Annotated in this window: 20 protein-coding genes; 13 read left to right on the forward strand and 7 right to left on the reverse strand. The window is 69.5% G+C overall.

The window, feature by feature from the left end; all coding sequences use genetic code 11:
* Window positions 1-120: 120 nt before the first annotated feature.
* Complete coding sequence (locus LR269_RS18985; RefSeq protein ID WP_231429902.1) at window positions 121-993, reverse strand: restriction endonuclease; 873 nt, start codon at window positions 991-993, stop codon at window positions 121-123.
* 75 nt (window positions 994-1,068) lie between these two features.
* Complete coding sequence (locus LR269_RS06240; RefSeq protein WP_308191622.1) at window positions 1,069-1,527, reverse strand: hypothetical protein; 459 nt, start codon at window positions 1,525-1,527, stop codon at window positions 1,069-1,071.
* Between the two features lie 249 nt (window positions 1,528-1,776).
* Here LR269_RS06240 and LR269_RS06245 point away from each other — a divergent pair, with 249 nt between their 5' ends.
* Genes LR269_RS06245 through LR269_RS06255 form a run of 3 tightly spaced genes read left to right on the forward strand, consistent with a single transcriptional unit; the run spans window position 1,777 to window position 4,446 of the window.
* Window positions 1,777-3,042, forward strand: coding sequence for a sensor histidine kinase (locus LR269_RS06245; RefSeq protein WP_231429904.1), 1,266 nt, complete (start codon window positions 1,777-1,779; stop codon window positions 3,040-3,042).
* 53 nt (window positions 3,043-3,095) lie between these two features.
* Window positions 3,096-3,686: a DNA-binding response regulator gene (locus LR269_RS06250; protein WP_231432254.1), complete on the forward strand. Its 591-nt coding sequence runs from the start codon at window positions 3,096-3,098 to the stop codon at window positions 3,684-3,686.
* A gap of 55 nt (window positions 3,687-3,741) precedes the next feature.
* Entirely contained in the window at window positions 3,742-4,446 is a 705-nt protein-coding gene (locus LR269_RS06255; RefSeq protein WP_231429905.1) for a discoidin domain-containing protein, read from the forward strand.
* 47 nt (window positions 4,447-4,493) lie between these two features.
* On the opposite strand, the gene LR269_RS06260 is transcribed toward LR269_RS06255, so the two are convergent.
* The 3 genes from LR269_RS06260 to LR269_RS06270 form a co-directional block, all read right to left on the reverse strand.
* Window positions 4,494-5,258, reverse strand: a complete 765-nt coding sequence (locus LR269_RS06260; protein WP_231429906.1) for a DUF4328 domain-containing protein — start codon at window positions 5,256-5,258, stop codon at window positions 4,494-4,496.
* Window positions 5,259-5,386: 128 nt separating this feature from the next.
* Window positions 5,387-6,190, reverse strand: coding sequence for a hypothetical protein (locus LR269_RS06265; protein WP_231429907.1), 804 nt, complete (start codon window positions 6,188-6,190; stop codon window positions 5,387-5,389).
* Between the two features lie 56 nt (window positions 6,191-6,246).
* Entirely contained in the window at window positions 6,247-6,516 is a 270-nt protein-coding gene (locus LR269_RS06270; protein WP_231429908.1) for a DUF1876 domain-containing protein, read from the reverse strand.
* A gap of 256 nt (window positions 6,517-6,772) precedes the next feature.
* On the opposite strand from LR269_RS06270, the gene LR269_RS06275 reads away from it, so the two are divergent.
* A complete protein-coding gene (locus LR269_RS06275) occupies window positions 6,773-6,958 on the forward strand; it encodes a hypothetical protein (protein ID WP_231429909.1) in 186 nt (61 codons plus the stop codon).
* Window positions 6,959-7,007: 49 nt separating this feature from the next.
* Here LR269_RS06275 and LR269_RS06280 read toward each other — a convergent pair whose 3' ends face one another.
* Entirely contained in the window at window positions 7,008-7,451 is a 444-nt protein-coding gene (locus LR269_RS06280; protein ID WP_231429910.1) for a nitroreductase family deazaflavin-dependent oxidoreductase, read from the reverse strand.
* A 369-nt stretch (window positions 7,452-7,820) separates the two neighbouring features.
* Here LR269_RS06280 and LR269_RS06285 point away from each other — a divergent pair, with 369 nt between their 5' ends.
* The gene (locus LR269_RS06285) at window positions 7,821-8,588 is read left to right on the forward strand and encodes a G5 domain-containing protein (protein WP_231429911.1); all 768 of its coding nucleotides are present in this window, start codon (window positions 7,821-7,823) and stop codon (window positions 8,586-8,588) included.
* Between the two features lie 316 nt (window positions 8,589-8,904).
* Here LR269_RS06285 and glsA read toward each other — a convergent pair whose 3' ends face one another.
* The gene (gene glsA / locus LR269_RS06290) at window positions 8,905-10,146 is read right to left on the reverse strand and encodes a glutaminase A (protein WP_231429912.1); all 1,242 of its coding nucleotides are present in this window, start codon (window positions 10,144-10,146) and stop codon (window positions 8,905-8,907) included.
* On the opposite strand from glsA, the gene LR269_RS06295 reads away from it, so the two are divergent.
* From LR269_RS06295 to LR269_RS06330, 8 genes are all read left to right on the forward strand, one after another.
* On the forward strand, window positions 10,145-10,906 hold the full coding sequence (locus LR269_RS06295) for an NADPH-dependent F420 reductase (protein WP_231429913.1): 762 nt from the start codon (window positions 10,145-10,147) through the stop codon (window positions 10,904-10,906). The genes glsA and LR269_RS06295 overlap by 2 nt on opposite strands.
* 198 nt (window positions 10,907-11,104) lie before the next feature.
* Window positions 11,105-11,902: a hypothetical protein gene (locus LR269_RS06300; protein WP_231429914.1), complete on the forward strand. Its 798-nt coding sequence runs from the start codon at window positions 11,105-11,107 to the stop codon at window positions 11,900-11,902.
* A gap of 5 nt (window positions 11,903-11,907) precedes the next feature.
* On the forward strand, window positions 11,908-12,582 hold the full coding sequence (locus tag LR269_RS06305) for a DUF5684 domain-containing protein (protein ID WP_231432256.1): 675 nt from the start codon (window positions 11,908-11,910) through the stop codon (window positions 12,580-12,582).
* A gap of 3 nt (window positions 12,583-12,585) precedes the next feature.
* Window positions 12,586-12,951, forward strand: coding sequence for a hypothetical protein (locus LR269_RS06310; RefSeq protein WP_231429915.1), 366 nt, complete (start codon window positions 12,586-12,588; stop codon window positions 12,949-12,951).
* Window positions 12,952-13,252: 301 nt separating this feature from the next.
* A complete protein-coding gene (locus LR269_RS06315) occupies window positions 13,253-14,452 on the forward strand; it encodes an ROK family protein (protein WP_231429916.1) in 1,200 nt (399 codons plus the stop codon).
* A 328-nt stretch (window positions 14,453-14,780) separates the two neighbouring features.
* On the forward strand, window positions 14,781-16,133 hold the full coding sequence (locus tag LR269_RS06320; RefSeq protein ID WP_231429917.1) for an extracellular solute-binding protein: 1,353 nt from the start codon (window positions 14,781-14,783) through the stop codon (window positions 16,131-16,133).
* A gap of 4 nt (window positions 16,134-16,137) precedes the next feature.
* Window positions 16,138-17,097 (forward strand): carbohydrate ABC transporter permease, encoded by a 960-nt coding sequence (locus LR269_RS06325; protein ID WP_374201091.1) that lies wholly within the window; start codon window positions 16,138-16,140, stop codon window positions 17,095-17,097.
* Window positions 17,094-17,930: a carbohydrate ABC transporter permease gene (locus tag LR269_RS06330; protein ID WP_231429918.1), complete on the forward strand. Its 837-nt coding sequence runs from the start codon at window positions 17,094-17,096 to the stop codon at window positions 17,928-17,930. The genes LR269_RS06325 and LR269_RS06330 overlap by 4 nt, the downstream gene beginning before the upstream one ends.
* Window positions 17,931-17,938 lie beyond the last annotated feature (8 nt).

The raw sequence follows: 17,938 nt of genomic DNA on the forward strand, positions 1-17,938 counted from the left end.
TCAAATCCGCTCGAGCAGGCGGCCCCAGATGGCTCGTCTGGACTCGTCCCATGGATGTGGGGCGTCGCCGACGCGCGTAGCTAGTGGCGACGGCCGGACGTCGAATGCAGAGGGCGCGCGCTAGCCGAGTCCATGCGTCATGATCGTCTTCGCACGGCCATTCATGCCGAACAGTTCACCGCGTTCGGCGCTGTACACGAAGAGCGCCACTCCGGCGCGTTCAGCGAATTCCGCCGCCCCCGACGCATATCCCGTGCTCGTAAAGAACAGAGGGATTCGCCCATCCGTCGCTGCAACGCCCGCCAGTTCGCGGATCGGGGCAACGCCGACATTCGCGCCGAAATGCTTCACTTGAGCGATGTACCGGGCGCTGATCACATCGACACCGCCGTCGCCTCCAAACGAGGTAACTTCAGCGCCCTTCTCGCCGAGATATCGCATCCACTGAGCGACAAGATGCTCCGCACCGCGTGGTGTCACACCCAACCTCATCGGGTCGGGGCGATGTGAATCCCTCTGAACACCGTGATCAAGCGGCATTCCTTCTTTCCGGCGGCGCTTCTCGAGAGCGGCTTGCGCTCCCTGGAAGGCCGAAGCAAGCAGCGCCTTCACCGTCTTCGAGTAGCGAGCTTTCGCGACACGCTCGGCACGGCGATGGGCGATGATTGCGAACACGCTTATCGTCACGAGCACGAGGGCTCCGATACTGATGAACGCCCTTGCGTCAACGATTGGCTCGAACACCGCGGGGAGGGACACCGGTAGGTACAGGACGACCGCGAACATGACCGCCATGACGGCGAGTACAGACACGGCGCCAGCGACCTTGCCGAGCTCTTCGGCGTGACGATCATCATCACTCCTGTGGAGCTTGATTTGCGGTCGGATCTGCGCGCGAATCACCTGCATCAACACTTCATCCGGAACCCACACGTCGGGATAGCTTCGCCCGATCTTTGCACCCGCATCGTGCGCCGAATTGAGAGATCTCACCGTCGCATTCTGCCAGCAGGCTGCGCTGCTTCGAGTCCCTTGGGTCGCAATCGCGGCCCGTCAGCGCATTGGGTGCTATTTCACCAAGGCCACCCCCAGAGACACCGCCACCCCGGCCACGACACCCCAGATCACGATCGACACCATCTGCCAGGCGATCACCGCATTCCGGTTCGCGCCGAACGAGACCATCGCCGCGGAGGTGAACTGGCTGGGGAGCACGAACGGGCCGAGCAGGCTCACGCCGGCGACGCCGTACTTGTCGAAGGCGCGGCGCACTTTCTCGCGGCGCGGCGAAGGGACGCCGTCAGTCGCCGAAGCATCAGCAGACGAGGCTGAGCCGGCGCCGGCAGCCGCAGCCTTCCCCGCGACCACCTTCGACCGCACCCCGCTCGCGGCGAACACGAAGCCGAGCATCGACAGCACGTTGCCGATCACGGCGACGCCGATCGCGACCGCGGGCGGCAGCCCGATCAGCACGCCGACGACCGAGCCGAAGTACGAGTCGATGAACGGAACGGCCGAGATGAGCATCACCCCGAACCACTGGAGGAAGTCGGGGAGCGAGGAGGCGAAGTCCTGGAGGGCGTCGAGCATGATCTGCCTTTCACTAGGTGAGATGTAGGTGTGCGGTCGTTCCCATTGCGGGCAGGGAACGAACCACGGTGATGCATCAAGCCTCCGAGAACCGCGCGATCCGCGTCAGTGCCGTCGCGTCACCCGTTCCCGTGCGAAAGTGCACGCGCCCGGCGTGACAAATGTCACTGGCATAGGCTCGGGCGCATGCCTGCCGAACCTGCTGCTCGCAGCGTGCACACGACGTGGTTGTACACGCTCGCGTCGATCGTGTTCTTCTTCGGGTTCTTCGATTTGATCGTTGGGCTGAGCATGCTCGAGACGGTTGTGAATGTGGGCGGTGGTCTCGATACGGCGCTGCGCGCCTACTCGACCGACCGACTTCTGGCGATCGCAGTGCTCGCGCTGCAGATCATCGCGACTGCCACCCAAATCAGGTACTGCTGGTTCCTGCGGGTCGGACGCGGGGGCGGGCTGCCACACCCCGGCTGGACGGCGGCGCTCATCGCACCCGCCGCACTCGTCTGGCTCGTCGGCCTCGCCGCCCCGGGCGACGCACTCGTCGCCGCCGTGCCGCTGTGGGCCGCGGCATCCCTCATCGCCGCCCTGCTGCCGAAGCCGCAGCGGCGGCTCACCCTCCTGATCGGCGCCATCCTCACGGCCGCGCACGTCGCGATCTTCACGACGCTGCACGGCACGCCGGCACCCGAAGGTCCGCAGGGCTCGAACACCTTCATGATCGGCCTGTTCGCCGTGATCCTCCCGTTCATGCTGCTCACGAGCCTCTGGTGGTGGGAGGTCGTCGTGCAGCTCGACCGCAACCGGCGCACGGCCGCCGAGCTCGCCGTCACGCAAGAGCGGCTGCGCTTCGCCAGCGACCTGCACGACATCCAAGGGCACCACCTGCAGGTCATCTCGCTGAAGTCCGAGCTTGCCGAGCGCCTGCTCGAGATCGACCCGGTCGCCGCGCGCGAGCTCGTGCACGAGACGCGCATGATCGCGAAGGAGGCCCTCGAAGAGACCCGCTCGCTCGTCGCCGGCTACCGCCAGGTCGCCTTCGACGACGAGCTCGAGAACGCCCGCGAGGTGCTCACCGCCTCGGGCGCCGCGTGCGAGCTGCGCCTCAGTCCACTGCCCGCGGATGCCGCCGCGCAGAGCGCGCTCGCCTCGGTCGTGCGCGAGGCGACGACGAACATCCTGCGTCACAGCGAGGCCGCGACGGTCACCATCGCGCTCACCACCGAGGGCGGGCGCTGCGAGCTGCGCATCGTCAACGACGGCATTTCGAACCAGGATGCCTCGGCGCCGGCCACCCCTCGCGCCGCCGGGTCGCGCGCGCCCGGGTCGGGACTCGCGGGCCTGCGCGAGCGGCTCGCCGCCGTCGGCGGCACGCTCGAGCACGACGAGGATGCCTCGGCCGGCACGTTCGAGCTCCGAGCCACCGTGCCCGTGCGAGCGGGGGTCGCGGCGTGAGCGGCGCGCCGGCCGGCGCGGTCGAGCACGATGCGGCACGTGGCATCCGCCTCATGATCGCCGATGACGAGCACCTCATTCGCGGCGCCCTCGTCGCGCTCTTGAATCTCGAGCCCGACATCGAGGTCGTCGCGACCGCCGACAACGGTCCCGCAGCTGTCGAACAGGCGATCGCCGCGCGGCCCGACGTGTGCCTGCTCGACCTCGAGATGCCGGGCGCCGACGGCATCGAGGCGGCCGCGCGCATCCTCGCGCAGGTCTCGACGCGGGTCGTCATCGTGACCCGGCACGCCCGCCCGGGGGTGCTGCGGCGGGCGCTCGCGACGAAGGTCTCCGGCTTCGTGCCGAAGTCGACGCCGGCCGAGGAGCTCGCACACGTCATCCGCGACGTCGCCGCCGGCCGCCGCTACATCGACCCCGAGATCGCCGCCGCCGCCCTCACCGCCGAACGCTGCCCGCTCACCGACCGCGAGCTCGACGCGCTGCGCTTCAGCCGCTCGACGATGAGCGTGCAGCAGATCGCCGACCGCCTGCACCTCGCGCAGGGCACCGTGCGCAACTACCTCTCGTCGGCGATGACGAAGCTCGACGCCGCATCGCGCCACGAGGCCGCCGAGAAGGCGTGGCAGCAGGGGTGGATCTGAGGCTCGCGCCCAACGCACCGCACATGGGGGTTTCGGCGGGTCCGCGACATCCCTAATGTCTGAAGTCGACGGGGGAGTCGGCATGGCGGGCGAGCGCAACAGCACCAGCGAGGGGGTCGCCGAACCCGCCGCGCGCCGTGACCGGTGGGCAGGGCTCGGCACGCAGACGCTCGTCGGCGTCGTCGCGGGTGTCGTCGCCGGGGTCGTCACGAGTCTGCTGCTGTGGCTGACCCCCGTGGTGCGCGAGACGTGGCTGTCAGAGCCGAGCTGCGACGATCCGGACAATCTGGTGATCGCGACGCCGATCGCCGTCGAGGCGTCGGGCCACATGCAGAGCGACCCGATGGCGGTCGACGCTGAGCACGGGCATCCGGCCGGCGATGCGATCGACGGCGATGCGGGCACCGCGTGGGCGGAGGGCGCCGACGGCACCGGTCGAGGGGAGTGGATCGAGGTCACGCTCGAGCCGGGCACCGACCTGCGCATGATCTGCATCGTGAACGGGTATGCGAAGACCTTTGCCCTGTACCGCGAGAACTCGCGGGCGCGGCAGCTCGAGGTCGCGACCGCGCAGGGCACGCGGGTGTCGGTGCTGGGCGATGCCGGTGCGGGGTCGTTCCAGCGGTTCCGCCGCTTGGGCGTCGTGCCGGGCTCGACCGATCACGTCACCCTCACCATCAGGACCACGTGGTCGGGTGCCGGCGACGAAGGCGCCTACGACACGTCGATCAGCGAGCTGGAGTTCTGGCGGGCGGGGTGAGCGCGTCGCCGCTCACCCCGCCTCCCGAATTCGTTGCGGTGCGGTCGTCAGGCCGCGAGCGAGTGCACAGGCTCGGCGGCGCGCTGCACGATGCCACGGGTGATTCCGCGGACGACGAGCCACGCCATCGGTGCGGCCGCCACGAGGAGCACCTCGCCTGCGAGGCTCAGCCACATCGCGACACGCAACGTTTCGAGATCCTCGGCGGCCAGGTAGAGGCGGGTCGAAGCCTGGATGACGTAGTTGCTGACGACCCAGAGCAACCACCAGGCGATCTGCCACGAGGGTCGGGTTCGCCCGACGGCTCGCCAGAGGTCCGAGATGTTCTGGTACGGGAACCAGAGGCTGATGATGGGCACGAACCAGGCTCCGGCGTGCCAGCCCGGTGCGCGGCGCGTCTGGCCGATGACCTGCTTGGCGACGCGGTACTGCCAGATCACCCAGATCACGCCGGTGGTGATGAGGAAGACCGACGACAGGATGCTGACCACGAACGTGCCCTGGTCGTACAGGTCGAACCGGTCGAGGGTCGTGTCGTCGCCGCTGAGGAAGTCGGCGACCGCGAGGATGCCGAATGCCTCGACGCCGATGGTGGCGACCGATAGCACGACGCAGACGATCAGGAGCACCTGGGTGACCAGCGCGAGCTTCGAGATGGTCTTCACCGCACCCGGTCCCTGGTCGGGCTGCAGGCGGGCCTGCTGCGGCTGCGGCTGTGTCCACCGTGCGCCGTCCCACCACCAGTTCACCGGCGATCCGTCAGGCGCCGGGTACCAGCCGGGTGGGGTAGCGGTAGGGGCGTTGTTGGTCATCGTTGGCTTCCTCGCGGATCTTCGTCGACACGGCGTGCGATCCGGACGGTTCTCTCCGCCGGATCGCGTGCAACTCTAAGGGATCCTGCGAAGCTCCAAGATCACGATTTCGACACCGTGCGGTGGCACTAGTCCGCGAGGATCGCGGCGAGCCACTCGACTGCGATCACGTCGTACGCCTTCGCCCCGTCGGTGCGTTCGGCAGCGGCATCCTCGGGCCAGGCGGCGAGCGCGTGCGCGACGCCGTCGACGTAGCGCACCTCGCCGATGCCGAGGCGCTCGAACTCGCGCGTCGTGTCGATGAACGGCGGCTCGTCGTCGGCGCCCTCGATGATGAGCAGCGACCCGCCGGCAGCCGCGAGCTCGCCGGCGCGCGCGACGAAGTCCATGCGAGCGGCGACGGCATCCGATTCCGGCGTCCACGCGTAGGGCTCCGGCAGGAACTCGGCCATCGCGTCGATCATCGGGCGCAGCCGCAGCAGCGGGTTCATGAGCACGCACGCGGCGATGCCGTGCGAAGCCGCATGCGTCGCGAACACCTCGGCGGTCACCGACGCGCCGGCTGACCCGCCGAGCACGGCCAGCGCCGAGGCATCCGACGCACCGAGCACCCCGCGAAGTTCGGCGAGCGCCGCCGGAAACTCCTCGAGCGCCTGCTCGTGCATCGGCCCGAAGTACTCGGTCACCATGTCGATGCCGCTCGTGAGGAACTCCTCGAAGTCGGCGTACGGCGCGCGCTCGCCGCTGAGCGGCAGGCCGAGATAGATCACGTGCGCGTCGAGGCCGTCGAGCGGCAGCGCGGCGGCCAGCGCGGCGGGCGTCGACGGCGGGTCGAGCAGGTGCCAGCCGACGACGATCGGCGCCTCGGGGTGCGTCGCTGAACGGGCCGTGTAGGGCACGCCGGCGGAGGTGGTGCCGTGCATCCAGGTCATGCGCGTGAGGCTAGCGCGTGCGGGGGAGCGCGGCCAGTGGTCGCTGCCGACGTGCGCTATCGATGCACGTGCGACGGCTGCCCGGTGATGCTCGAGATGTCCTTCTCGGTCGTGTGCAGCAGCCGCTCGGCGAGATCGCGCAGCGCGCGGGCGACCGCGAGCTCGTCGCCGATCGCGGGCACGTTCGGATCGAGTGGATTGCGATCGGCCTTGCCGGTGCCGGTCACCTCCCGCCCCGCGGGTGTGCGCACCGTGGCCGCGGCCATCGTGGTGTTCTCTTCTTCGTCGATGTCGACGGTGACGCTCCACTGCTTCGTCGCATCCATGGAACTCACCACCTTCCGGTCCGGTTCCACCTTTCAGGGTACCGACCTGCCACGCGTGCGGCGAGGGGATGTCGCGCCCGTTCTCGGCCCGATCTGAGGTACCTCAGCGAGGCCTGAGGTACCTCAGACGCAGACCTCGGGCGGCGTCTCGGTGAAGATACGGCACACGCCCGATACGACCCCGGTACCTCAGCGACGAATCTGGTCTCAGGCGGCCGGAACGACGGCCGCGAAGCATCCGAAAGGGATCGGAACCATGGACCTCGCAGCCGGCTTCATCGCCACCACCATCAACCGCAACGACGCCGAGGTCGCGGCCGCCGCGAACGAGCGCCGCCGCACCGAGGGCGAGCGCCACGCCGTCGAGCGCGCCGAGCGCGGGTCGCGCGGCGGGCGCCTGCACAGCCTCGCCCACCGCCTGCACCTGCACGCGGCGCACTGACCGCGGCATCCGGTTCACGACCACGAACCGGATGCCGCGGCGCGGCGTTTCACGACGACGCGGATGCCTCGCCGCCACCAGTCCGCGAACCAGGCTCGGACCTCGACTCGCGCAGCAGCCGGAACTCGTGCCGCCGCAGCAGCTTCAGCAACCACGACCTCGCCGGGCCGAAGGCGCGCAGGCCCGCCGACGTCTCGATCGGCTCGATGCCGACGACCTCGAATTCGCGCCCCTTCCACACGACCGTCGCCCGGTTCGCGGCGACGACGTTGCGGTACCAGTTCACCTCGGGCCCGTAGGTGAGCTCAGCGACGAACCCCTCGGGCACGCGGGCGAGCACGAGCGGCGTCTCGTAGGCACGGCCGCTCTTGCGCCCCGTGGTCCGGATGAGCGCGAACGGACCCGCGCCGCGCCGCGCCATCCACAGCGTGAGCCGGTTGAGCGTGTGCTGGATGAACGTCAGCCACCCCCGCTTGAACCAGCCCATCGCCATGGTCCGATTCTCGTGAGGTCGCGCGGCGCTGTGAACCCCCGGCGGTGCCTGATCGGGTCATCGGGACGTTCATATCTCCCACGTTGGCCCGCTCACGCCCCCAGTACTGGGAGGCGCGAGGCAACGACGTCTGGCGGTAGCCTCTCGCGGACAACTCGAAGAGGAGCATCCGCAATGGCCGGGGGAAGCGCAGGTTGGTTCGATGACGGGTCGGGCGAGCTCCGGTGGTGGGATGGCTCCCGCTGGACCTCGTACTACTTCGACGGCGAGTCGGGCGAGGTTGTCGACCGTACGTCGTCTCTGACGCCAAGTGCAGTCGGTCCGGAGACTGCGGAGCCTGCCGCGAGGTCGCGCCTCAAGCGCAAACCCGTGATCATCACCGCCGTGATCATCGGTGGTGTCATCCTGGTGAGCCGCGGCCCGGCAGCGGTGCTGGTCGCAGCCGGTCTATCGGTAGCAGCTGTCGGGATATATGCCCTGATCAACGGGTCGGCCGACCGCCTGAAGATCCGCACTCGCCGCGTCGCGACTGGTGTTCTACTTGCCGGATTGTTCGCATCAGCAATTGGTGGCGCGGCGGTGGCCGCGAATCAACCCACAACGAACAAGGCCGTGCCATTTGCGGCGACAAGCTCAGACGGCAGACGCCAGGGGACACCGACCCCGCCTGAGACGCAGCCCCCTACGCCAACGCCCGTTGTCAAGGAGACCATCGTCGAGGAGCGCAGTCCGATCGCGTACGGTTCCTCGAATGTCGACGACCCGAACCTGGATGTCGGAACCACTGCTGTCGTGACGGCCGGCGTGAACGGGGAGAAGGTCACTCGGATCCGCGTTACGACCGTCGACGGTGTGGAGACCGCTCGCGAGGTGATCGGAGAGATCATGGCGGTAACGCCCATCGACGAGGTCATCGCGATCGGTTCGCGCCAGCCAGCACCGCCGCCCGCGCCTGCACCTGCAGACGGCGGTTGCGACTCGAACTACGACGGTGCGTGCGTGCCGATCGCCTCAGATGTGGATTGTTCAGGCGGAAGCGGCAACGGCCCCGAGTATGTCGACGGCCCCGTGTGGATTGTTGGCAGCGACGTCTACGATCTTGACCGCGATGGAGATGGCATCGCCTGCGACACCTGACGTGCCGCTGAGACGTGCCGAGCTCCCGAGCAACAGCGGGCGGGATGCGGTTCGGGAAGGCGACCACTCGACCACATGACCAACAGGGAGGGCCGGCCACTCGACCACATGACCACAGGGAGGGCGGCCACAAGTCCACAAATCCACACGTCGGTGAGCCACAAGTCCACAAGTCCACATGCCTTCGCGAACGGGATCCCCTGCGGGCCGACCGCGCTGCTCCACAGACGTGTGCGCGGGGCGTGGTTTCGACACGCGTCCGACTCCGTCGGGCGCTACTCAACCAGCGGAGCCGTCCGACTTCGTCGGGCGCTCGTCAACCGGCGGCGGGGCCGGCGAGCACCCCGTCGGGGTCGCGCACCTCGACGCGCGGGCGGCCGTCGTCGAGTCGGCCCATCGTCTCGGGCAGGGCGCTGAAGATCTTGCGCGAGCCCGCGGCCACCCTCGTCACCGCGGTGAAGTCGAGCACGAGGCATCCATGATCGCCCACCAGGGGAGCGAGGCGGCTCACGATCTCCTCGGCCTCCGAGAAGAGGATCTCGCCGCGCAGCATCGCGACCGTGTCGCCCGAGCCGTCCGATCCGTCGCGCGAGAGCGACGCGATCGGCGACAGCGGCGCCCCGTGGTGCTGCAGCATGTGCAGGCCGTGCCGCTGCGACAGCAGCTCGAGCGTCGCGACGCCGCGCACGCTGTTGCCGCGCGCGTCGAGGCGCGGGCTGAACGTGCCGATGCCGAACTGCCCGGGCTGCACGGCCGCGATGCCGCCGCCGACGCCGCTCTTCGCGGGCAGGCCGACCCGCACCATCCAGTCGCCCGACTCGTCGTACATGCCGCAGCTCGTCATGACCGCGGTGGTCCAGCGCGCGGCATCCTCGCTGATGACGCGCTCGCCCGTCACGGGGTTCACGCCGCCGGTCGCGAGCGTCGCCGCCATGATCGCGAGGTCGCGGGCGTTGACCGAGATCGAGCACTGGCGGAAGTACGCGAGCGTCGCCACGTCGACCGCCGACCCGAGGGTGCCTGCCGAGCGGGTCAGGTAGGCGAGCGCGCGATTGCGGTCGCCGGTCGTGGCCTCCGACGAGTACACGTCCTCATCGACCCGCAGGTCGCGGCCCGCGAACCGCTCGATGCCCGCGAGCACGGCGGCGAACTTCTCGTCGGCGGTGTCGCCCGCCATGAGCGAGGTCATGACGATGGCGCCCGCGTTGATCATCGGGTTGCGAGGGCGGCCGGATGCCTCGTCGAGGCTGATCGCGTTGAACGGTTCGCCGCTCGGTTCGAGGTCGACGTGCGTGCGCACCTCGTCGAGCCCCCGCGCGTCGACCGCGAGCGCGAACACGAACGGCTTCGACACCGACTGGATCGTGAACTCCGCCTCGACGTCGCCCGCCTCGTGCACCACCCCGTGCGTGCTCGCGAGCGCCGCACCGAGCTGGTCGGGCTCGACCTTCGCGAGCTCGGGAATGTACGACGCAACCGCCCCGTCGGCGCGATCTCGCACGGCGTCGAGCACCGACTCGAGTGCGTGACGAACCGGATCCCCCAGAGCGGCAGCCATGCGGTCAGCCTACGACCGCAGCCGTCGGTTGAGTAGGGGCGATACGGAGCGACGCCCGGTATCGAAGCCACGGGAACAACCCGCGCGCGTGGGCGTTGCACTCACCATGACCACCCTCGGAATCATCGGTGCAGGACACATCGGCAGCCAGGTCGCCCGCGCGGCCGTCAAGAGCGGATACGAGGTGGTGATCGCGAACTCCCGCGGACCCGAGACGCTCGAGGGGCTCATCGCCGAGCTCGGCCCGCACGCCCGCGCCGCCACCGCAGCCGAAGCCGCGACCGCCGCCGACATCGCCGTCGTCACGGTGCCGTTCAAGGCGTACGGGTCGATTCCGGTCGAGCCGCTCGCGGGCAAGATCGTCATCGACACCGACAACTACTACTGGGAGCGCGACGGCCACGTGCCCGCCCTCGACGAGGGCCGCGACACCGTCACCGGCATGCTGCAGAAGCACCTCGCGACGAGCCACGTCGCGAAGGGCTTCAACCACATCACGGCCGCCGACATCACGACCGACGGTCGCCCGGCCGGCGACCCGGCCCGCCGCGCGCTCGCGACGGCGAGCGACCACGAGGATGCCGCGGCCTTCGTCACCTCGCTCTACGACGAGTTCGGCTTCGACACCGTGAACGTCGGGCCGCTCGACGAGAGCTGGCGGGTCGAGCGCGACCAGCCCGCCTACGAGTCCGGCGCGCAGACCCGCGACGAGCTCGCCGCCAACCTCGCGAAGGCGAAGCGCATCACCTCCGCCGGTTGAGCAGCGCCGGCGCGGAGCGACGACGCGTATCGAAACCAAGCCCTGATCGCACCGGGGGTCTCGATACGCGTCGCCTGCGGCGGCGCTGCTCAACCGACGAGGTTCGAGAAGGGCAGGGGTCCCCATCGTGCAAGTGGGCGGTGGACAGTAGCATCTGATCCCAGTGCCCTGTCCGGCACGGAATCCGTTGGAGGACTCGTGACGTTCGACCCGTCCGCGCCGGTGCCCCCGGTACCCCAGCCGCCGGTGCAACCGCCCGCCGCGCAGCCGCCCGTGCCGGGCGAGCCCGGTCAGCCGGCTCCCGGTGCTGAGCGTCCGAAGGGACTCGCGGGGGCGCTCACCGCGGCGATCATCGTGTCGGCGCTGCCGATCGTGATGATCCCGCTGCTCGCGATCTGGATGATCGTCGCGCTCGCGCAGCTGCCCTGGACCACCGGCGGCTCCGGCGACGAGTGGTCGAGCAGCGACCCGCTCGTGGAGGACCCGCTCGCCGCGGGCGACCTGCCGATCGACCTGCCGTGGGACGTCGACCTCGACGGCGACGCCTACCTGGCGCTCGCCTCGAGCTTCCCCGGCGACGACGCGTGGACCGCGGGCGAGAGCGACGGCACGTCGATGACGTACGACAACGCCGCCACCGGCTGCTCGGTCTGGTACACGAACGGCAGCGACGGCTCCGACCTCACCGGCGAAGACGACCGGTCGGCGAGCCTCACGCTCATCGACTCCACCTTCGGCACGACGGTCGACCGGGCGAACGCGTACGACGTCGCGCTCGTCTCGGGCGACGGTGTCGAGACCGGCGTCGCCGATGCCGTCGCGATCGACCTCGAGGGCGACCGGTACTACACCGTGATCGCGCGCAGCATCACCGATGTCGGCGAGGCCGTGATCATCTCGGCCGAGTGCGACGCGGCCGAGCAGCTGCCCGAGACCGTCGCCGCCGCGACCGACCTCTTGACCGTCGGCGTCGTGCCGGCCGAATCCGTGGAGTGACCGAGATGTTCCTGACCGAATCGCAGGCGAACCCCGGTGACGTGTTCGCCGTCTTCGTGCCGCTCATGCTCTTCTACGGCCTGCTCTTCGTCTTCGCGATCGCGACCTACGTGCTCATGGCGATCTTCCTCTCGAAGGTCTTCGTCAAGACCGGCAACGAGGGATGGCCGGCCTGGGTGCCGGTGTACAGCTCGTGGCGCGTGCTCGAGATCGCCGGATTCCAGGGCTGGATCGCGCTGCTCTCGTTCGTGCCGTTCGGCAACATCGTCGCGCTCGTGTTCCTGATCATGGCCGTCAACCGCATCAACAAGGGCTTCGGCCGATCGGCCGGCTGGACGGTGCTGTACGTCTTCCTGCCGCTCATCTGGGGTGCGCTCATGGGCTACGGACGCACCGAGCCCTGGCGCGGGCCGGCCGCGTGGCTGCCCGAGGCCGGGTACTACGCCTACCCGCCGCAGGCACAGCCGTATCCCGGCGCGGCGCAGGCGCAGCCCTACCCCGGTGCGCCCCCGGCGCAGGCGCAGCCGTATCCGCCGCAGCCGGCCGCGTACCCGCCGGCCGCGCCGCCTGCAGTGGCCGCACCGGCCGCGCCGGCCGCGCCGGAGCCGCCTGCCCCTCCGGTGCCGCCCGCTCCGCCCGCTCCGCCCGTCCCGCCGACCGACCCGAACCAGGGAGCCTGAACCATGACCCAGCTGATCCTCTCCGGCAACGACCAGCAGACCGTTCCCGTCGTCATCGAGATCTCGCGCGGCCTCGGCTACGAGGCGACGCAGCCGACCCCGGGCAGCATCAAGCTCGAGCGCGGCGACTTCTCGAAGACGATGCTGCTCGGCGCGATGGCGGGCAAGAACTTCCACATCTCGTTCACGTTCGACATCGGGGTGGACCAGTACGGCAACACCTGGCTGCGCTTCGACGAGGGGACCGGGCTCGGCGCGGTCAAGGGCGGCGCGATCGGCTACTCGAAGACGAAGAAGGCGTACGCCGAGTACCTCGACGCGCTGCGTCGGCAGACGACCGAACGCGGCATGCTGCTCGGCGAGCAGTAGGCGGCGCTGCGCGCTCTGTCGGTCGAGGAGCGACGAAGGAGCGTATCGAGACCACGACCGGGTGGTCTCGATACGGCGCTGCGCGCCTGCTCGACCGACCGGGCGAGATAGTGAGAGCGCTCCCTCCCAATTTCTCCATCGATGTGACAAACTCGGAGGAGGCGGTTCGCGATGCAGCGAACCCGTGGGGAGGGGGCACGAGATGGCACAGGCTCCGACACCCACGCTATCCGACCCGGCTTCGCCGGCGCAGCCGCAGGCATCCGCCCCAGCCGCCCGCCGCGGTACCAACCTGCCGCGCATGGGCGACTTCAACCGCTCGGTCATCTTCGATGCGATCCGCCGCGCGCCCGAGGGTCGCAGCCGCGTCGAACTCGTCGAGATGACCGGCCTCTCGACGCAGACCGTCAGCAACATCGCCCGTCGCCTGCTCGACGACGCGCTCATCGTCGAGGCGGGCAAGACGAGCGCGGCGGGGCTCGGCAAGCCGCGCACGATCCTGCGGCTGAACCCCGACGGGCTCTACGCCGCCGGCGTGCACATCGACCCCGCAGTCATGACCTTCGTGCTGCTCGACCTCACCGGCCGGGTCGTCGCGCACAGCCGGCTGAAGACGCCGAAGGCCGCCGACCCCGATCACGTGATGGCCCGCATCGACGACCGGTTCGAACAGCTCGTCGCCGACTCCGGAATCGCCCGCGAGAAGATCGTCGGCCTCGGGCTCGCCGCCCCCGGCCCCATCGACCAGGAGCGCGGCACGATCGTCGACCCGCCGAACCTGCACGGCTGGCACCGCGTGCCCCTGCGCGACGCGCTCGAGCGGTCGACCGGCCTGCCTGTACTCGTCGACAAGGACGTGACGGCGGCCGCCGTCGCCGAGACGTGGGTCGGTGGCGAGAGCGGCACCGGATCGTTCGTCTTCTTCTACATCGGCACCGGCATCGGAGCGGGTCTCGTGCTCGACGACGAGCTCATGCGCGGCGTCTCGGGCAACGCGGGCGAGATCGGCCACATCGTCGCCGATCCCGACGGGCCGCCGTGCTTCTGCGGCCAGCGCGGCTGCATCGCGGTCACCATCACGCCGCAGGCGATGGTCGACGAGGCCGAAGACGCGGGCGTGCTCGCGCCCGCCCCGCACGAGACGCCCCGCGAGATCGACGCCCAGTTCGACCTGCTCTGCGAAGCCGCGGCCGCTGGGGACGCCTCGGCGGCAGCCATCCTCGACCGCGCAGCCGACCGCACGGCCCGCACCGTCGCCGTGCTCACCAACCTGCTCGACGTCGACCGCGTCGTCTTCGGCGGGCCGTTCTGGGCGCGCCTGGAGGCGCGGTACCTCGAGCGCATTCCGCCGCGCCTCGACGAGTACAGCGCGACGGCGGCGCTGCGAAGGATCGAGGTCGCGGGCACCGGAGTGGGCGACGACGTCGCGGCGATCGGCGCGGCGAGCCTCGTGCTCGAGCGCAGCTTCACGCCCTCGGCGACCCGGCTGCTGCTCGGGTAGACGCGAGTGGGGTGAGGGGCGCCCCGACGGAGGGGCGGCATCCACCAGCTGGTTGAGGAGCGCCGCCGCGGCGCGGCGACGCGTCTCGGAACCAACGTCACCGGACAAATTGCCCCTTGCCGACTAACTCCATTCGATTTACTATGTGCAGGTGGGGAACGCGAACGCCCCGCGGAGCGCGGTTCGGGGGAGCCGACGGTCTCCACGGGGCGTGTCGCTTCCGCACGCCCACATGAGTCCCGATGCCCCAGCGGGTCAGCACCATCACGCGCACCACCCGACAACGCCCGAACCGCCTGCAAGCACTCGAGCAAAGGAGCACGAGACCATGCACCGCACCCGCGCCACCCTCGCCTTCGCGGTCGTCACCGCCGCGACCGTCGCCCTCGTCGGCTGCAGTGCCGACTCGGGCGGCGGTGACGACGACACGATCCGCATCGTCTACCAGAAGACCGACGCGTTCGTCGCGCTCGACGACCTCTTCAAGAAGGTGAAGCCCGAGTTCGAGAAGGCGAACCCGGGCATCACGGTCTCGCTCGAGCCGATCGTCGCCGACGAGGCCGACTACGGCACGAAGCTCGCGCTCATGCAGCAGAGCCCCGACACGGCACCCGACGTCTTCTACGAGGACACGTTCAAGGTGCGCAGCGACGTCGACGCCGGCTACCTCCTGAACCTCGACGAGTACCTCGCCGACTGGAGCGACTGGTCGCAGTTCAACGAGGGCGCGAAAGAGGCGGGCCGCGCCGACGACGGCAGCGTCTACGCGGTGCCGCTCGGCACCGACACGCGCGGCATCTGGTACTCGAAGTCGGTGCTCGAAGAGGCCGGCGTCTCCCTGCCGTGGGAGCCGAAGTCGTGGGAGGAGATCCTCGACACCGCCCGCAAGGTGCACGCCGCCTCGCCCGACAAGGTCGCGTTCAACGTCTACTCGGGCAAGCCCGCCGGCGAGGGCTCGGTCATGCAGGGCTTCGGCATGCTGATGTACGGCACCGACGACGAGCTCTACGACGCCGACGAGAAGAAGTGGGTCACGGGCTCGCAGGGCTTCGTCGACTCGCTGGCCTTCATCGAGACGCTGTACTCCGAGGGCCTCGCGCCCGCTCCCGACGTCGCGCTCGACGGCTCGATGTGGCAGAAGCTGTTCGGCGAGTGGTTCCCGAACGGCCAGATCGGCGGCACGATCGAGGGCTCCTGGTCGCCGTCGTTCTGGATGGAGGGCGGCCAGTACGCCTGGCCCGAGTACGTCGACGACATCGGCGTCGCGGCCTTCCCGACGCAGAACGGCCAGGGCGACGGCGCGGTCAGCCTCTCCGGCGGCTGGACCCTCGCGGTCGGCGCGAACAGCGGCAACCCCGACGCGGCGTTCGACTTCCTCGCGATGGCGCTCGACAAGGAGAACGCGCTCGACTACAACATCGCGAACTCGCAGATCGCGGTGCGCACCGACGTCGCCGAAGACCCGGCGTACCTCGAGGCGAACCCCTTCATCGGGTTCTTCACCGACCTGGTGACCTCCACGCACTTCCGGCCGGCGACTGCCGACTATCCCCAGATCTCGGCTGAGATCCAGGCGGCCACCGAGGCCGTCATGACGGGGCAGATGACGCCGGAAGAGGCGGCCGCCGCCTACGACGAGGCGGTGGTCGGAATCGTCGGCGAAGACAACGTGACCGGCTAGGAGCATGGTCGCGGTCTCATCGCCGCCGATCGATGGCGGCCGGCCGACGCGGGATGACCCGAACTTCCGCGTCGGCCGGCAACCGCCTCGGCACGGCCGGCGGGCGCTCGTGCGCCTGCTGCCGGTCGCCCCGTCGATCGTGCTGCTCGCCCTCTTCATGGTGGGCCCGGTCGTCTGGGCGTTCTACGTCTCGTTCACGAACACCGCGCTGACCGGTCGCGCGGCGCGCGCCCCCCAGTGGGTCGGACTCGACAACTACGTCGACCTCTTCACCGACCGCGCGTTCCCGCTGTCGCTGCTGCTCACGTTCGTCTTCGTGCTCGGCTCGGCCGTGATCGGCCAGAACCTCATCGGCCTCGGGCTCGCGATCCTCATGACGCGGGCGAACCGCGTCGTGCGCGCCGTCGTCGGCACGGCCCTGGTCGCGGCGTGGGTGCTGCCCGAGATCGTCGCGGCGTTCGCCGCGTACGCGTACTTCGCCGACGACGGCACCCTCAACCAGCTGCTCGCCGCGATCGGCATCGCCGGCCCCAACTGGCTGTTCGACTTCCCGATGCTCGCCGTGATCCTCGCGAACGTGTGGCGCGGCACCGCCTTCTCGATGCTCGTGTACGAGGCCGCCCTCAACGACGTGCCGCCCGAGATCACCGAAGCGGCGATCGTCGACGGCGCGGGCGGTGCGAAGCGGCTCTGGTGGGTGACGCTGCCGATGATCCGCTCGTCGATCGCGACGAACCTCATGCTCATCACGCTGCAGACGCTCGCCGTGTTCACGCTCATCTGGGTGATGACGAAGGGCGGCCCGGGCATGGCCAGCTCGACCCTGCCGGTCTTCGCCTATCAAGAGGCGTTCAAGTTCCAGCAGATCGGCTACGGCTCGGCCATCGCGGTCGTCATGATCGTCGTCGGCGCGATCTTCTCGGTGGGCTACATCAGGATGCTGCGTCCGGAGCGTGACACGTGAACCTCGCGTCGCCGCGCCGTGCCGCGGCATCCCTCGCCCGCAACCTGGCACTCGTGCTCATCGGCCTCTGCTTCGTCGTGCCGCTCGCGTGGCTCGTGCTCGCCTCGATCGACACGTCGCCGAGCCAGCGCACCGAGGTGCCCGAGGGGTTCACCCTCGCGAACTACCAGGCCGTGCTCACGTTCGACGGCACCCTGCTGCCGCTCTGGAACTCCACCCTGCTCTCGACGGGCACCGCGATCGTGACGGTGCTCGTCGCGGTGCTCGCGGCGTACCCGCTCTCGCGGTACCAGTCGCGGTTCAACAAGCCGTACCTCTACGCGATCCTGTTCGGCACGTGCCTGCCGATCACGGCGATCATGGTGCCGGTGTACAGCCTCTTCGTGCGGCTCGGCTACCTCGACAACCTCGCCGCGGTCACGTTCTTCATGGCGGCGACGAGCCTGCCGATGGCGATCTGGATGATGAAGAACTTCATGGACTCCGTGCCCGTCTCGCTCGAGGAGGCGGCGTGGGTCGACGGCGCCTCGGCGATGGGCACGCTGCGCCGCATCGTCGTGCCGCTCATGCGGCCGGGCATCGCGGTGGTGTTCATCTTCGTGTTCATCCAGGCGTGGGGAAACTTCTTCGTGCCGTTCATCCTGCTATTGAGCCCGGCGAAGCAACCTGCCGCCGTGAGCATCTACAGCTTCTTCGGCCAGTACGGCACGGTCGCCTACGGCGAGCTCGCCGCCTTCTCGCTGCTGTACTCGTTGCCGGTCATCGCGCTGTACGTGCTCGTGTCGCGCGGCATCGGCGGTTCGTTCGCGCTGCAGGGCGCGGTCAAGGGATAGGGGAGAGC

The organism is Agromyces sp. S2-1-8, from assembly GCF_021129215.1.
Taxonomy (GTDB): Bacteria; Actinomycetota; Actinomycetes; order Actinomycetales; family Microbacteriaceae; genus Agromyces; species Agromyces chromiiresistens.

Coding starts and splice junctions, on each gene's coding strand:
- LR269_RS06240 (WP_308191622.1), bottom strand. CDS start 1,527: ATGCTCATCTCGGCCGTTCCGTTCATCGACTCGTACTTCGGCTCGGTC.
- LR269_RS06245 (WP_231429904.1), top strand. CDS start 1,777: ATGCCTGCCGAACCTGCTGCTCGCAGCGTGCACACGACGTGGTTGTAC.
- LR269_RS06250 (WP_231432254.1), top strand. CDS start 3,096: ATGATCGCCGATGACGAGCACCTCATTCGCGGCGCCCTCGTCGCGCTC.
- LR269_RS06255 (WP_231429905.1), top strand. CDS start 3,742: ATGTCTGAAGTCGACGGGGGAGTCGGCATGGCGGGCGAGCGCAACAGC.
- LR269_RS06260 (WP_231429906.1), bottom strand. CDS start 5,258: ATGACCAACAACGCCCCTACCGCTACCCCACCCGGCTGGTACCCGGCG.
- LR269_RS06265 (WP_231429907.1), bottom strand. CDS start 6,190: ATGACCTGGATGCACGGCACCACCTCCGCCGGCGTGCCCTACACGGCC.
- LR269_RS06270 (WP_231429908.1), bottom strand. CDS start 6,516: ATGGATGCGACGAAGCAGTGGAGCGTCACCGTCGACATCGACGAAGAA.
- LR269_RS06275 (WP_231429909.1), top strand. CDS start 6,773: ATGGACCTCGCAGCCGGCTTCATCGCCACCACCATCAACCGCAACGAC.
- LR269_RS06280 (WP_231429910.1), bottom strand. CDS start 7,451: ATGGCGATGGGCTGGTTCAAGCGGGGGTGGCTGACGTTCATCCAGCAC.
- LR269_RS06295 (WP_231429913.1), top strand. CDS start 10,145: ATGCGGTCAGCCTACGACCGCAGCCGTCGGTTGAGTAGGGGCGATACG.
- glsA (WP_231429912.1), bottom strand. CDS start 10,146: ATGGCTGCCGCTCTGGGGGATCCGGTTCGTCACGCACTCGAGTCGGTG.
- LR269_RS06305 (WP_231432256.1), top strand. CDS start 11,908: ATGTTCCTGACCGAATCGCAGGCGAACCCCGGTGACGTGTTCGCCGTC.
- LR269_RS06310 (WP_231429915.1), top strand. CDS start 12,586: ATGACCCAGCTGATCCTCTCCGGCAACGACCAGCAGACCGTTCCCGTC.
- LR269_RS06315 (WP_231429916.1), top strand. CDS start 13,253: ATGGGCGACTTCAACCGCTCGGTCATCTTCGATGCGATCCGCCGCGCG.
- LR269_RS06320 (WP_231429917.1), top strand. CDS start 14,781: ATGCACCGCACCCGCGCCACCCTCGCCTTCGCGGTCGTCACCGCCGCG.
- LR269_RS06325 (WP_374201091.1), top strand. CDS start 16,138: ATGGTCGCGGTCTCATCGCCGCCGATCGATGGCGGCCGGCCGACGCGG.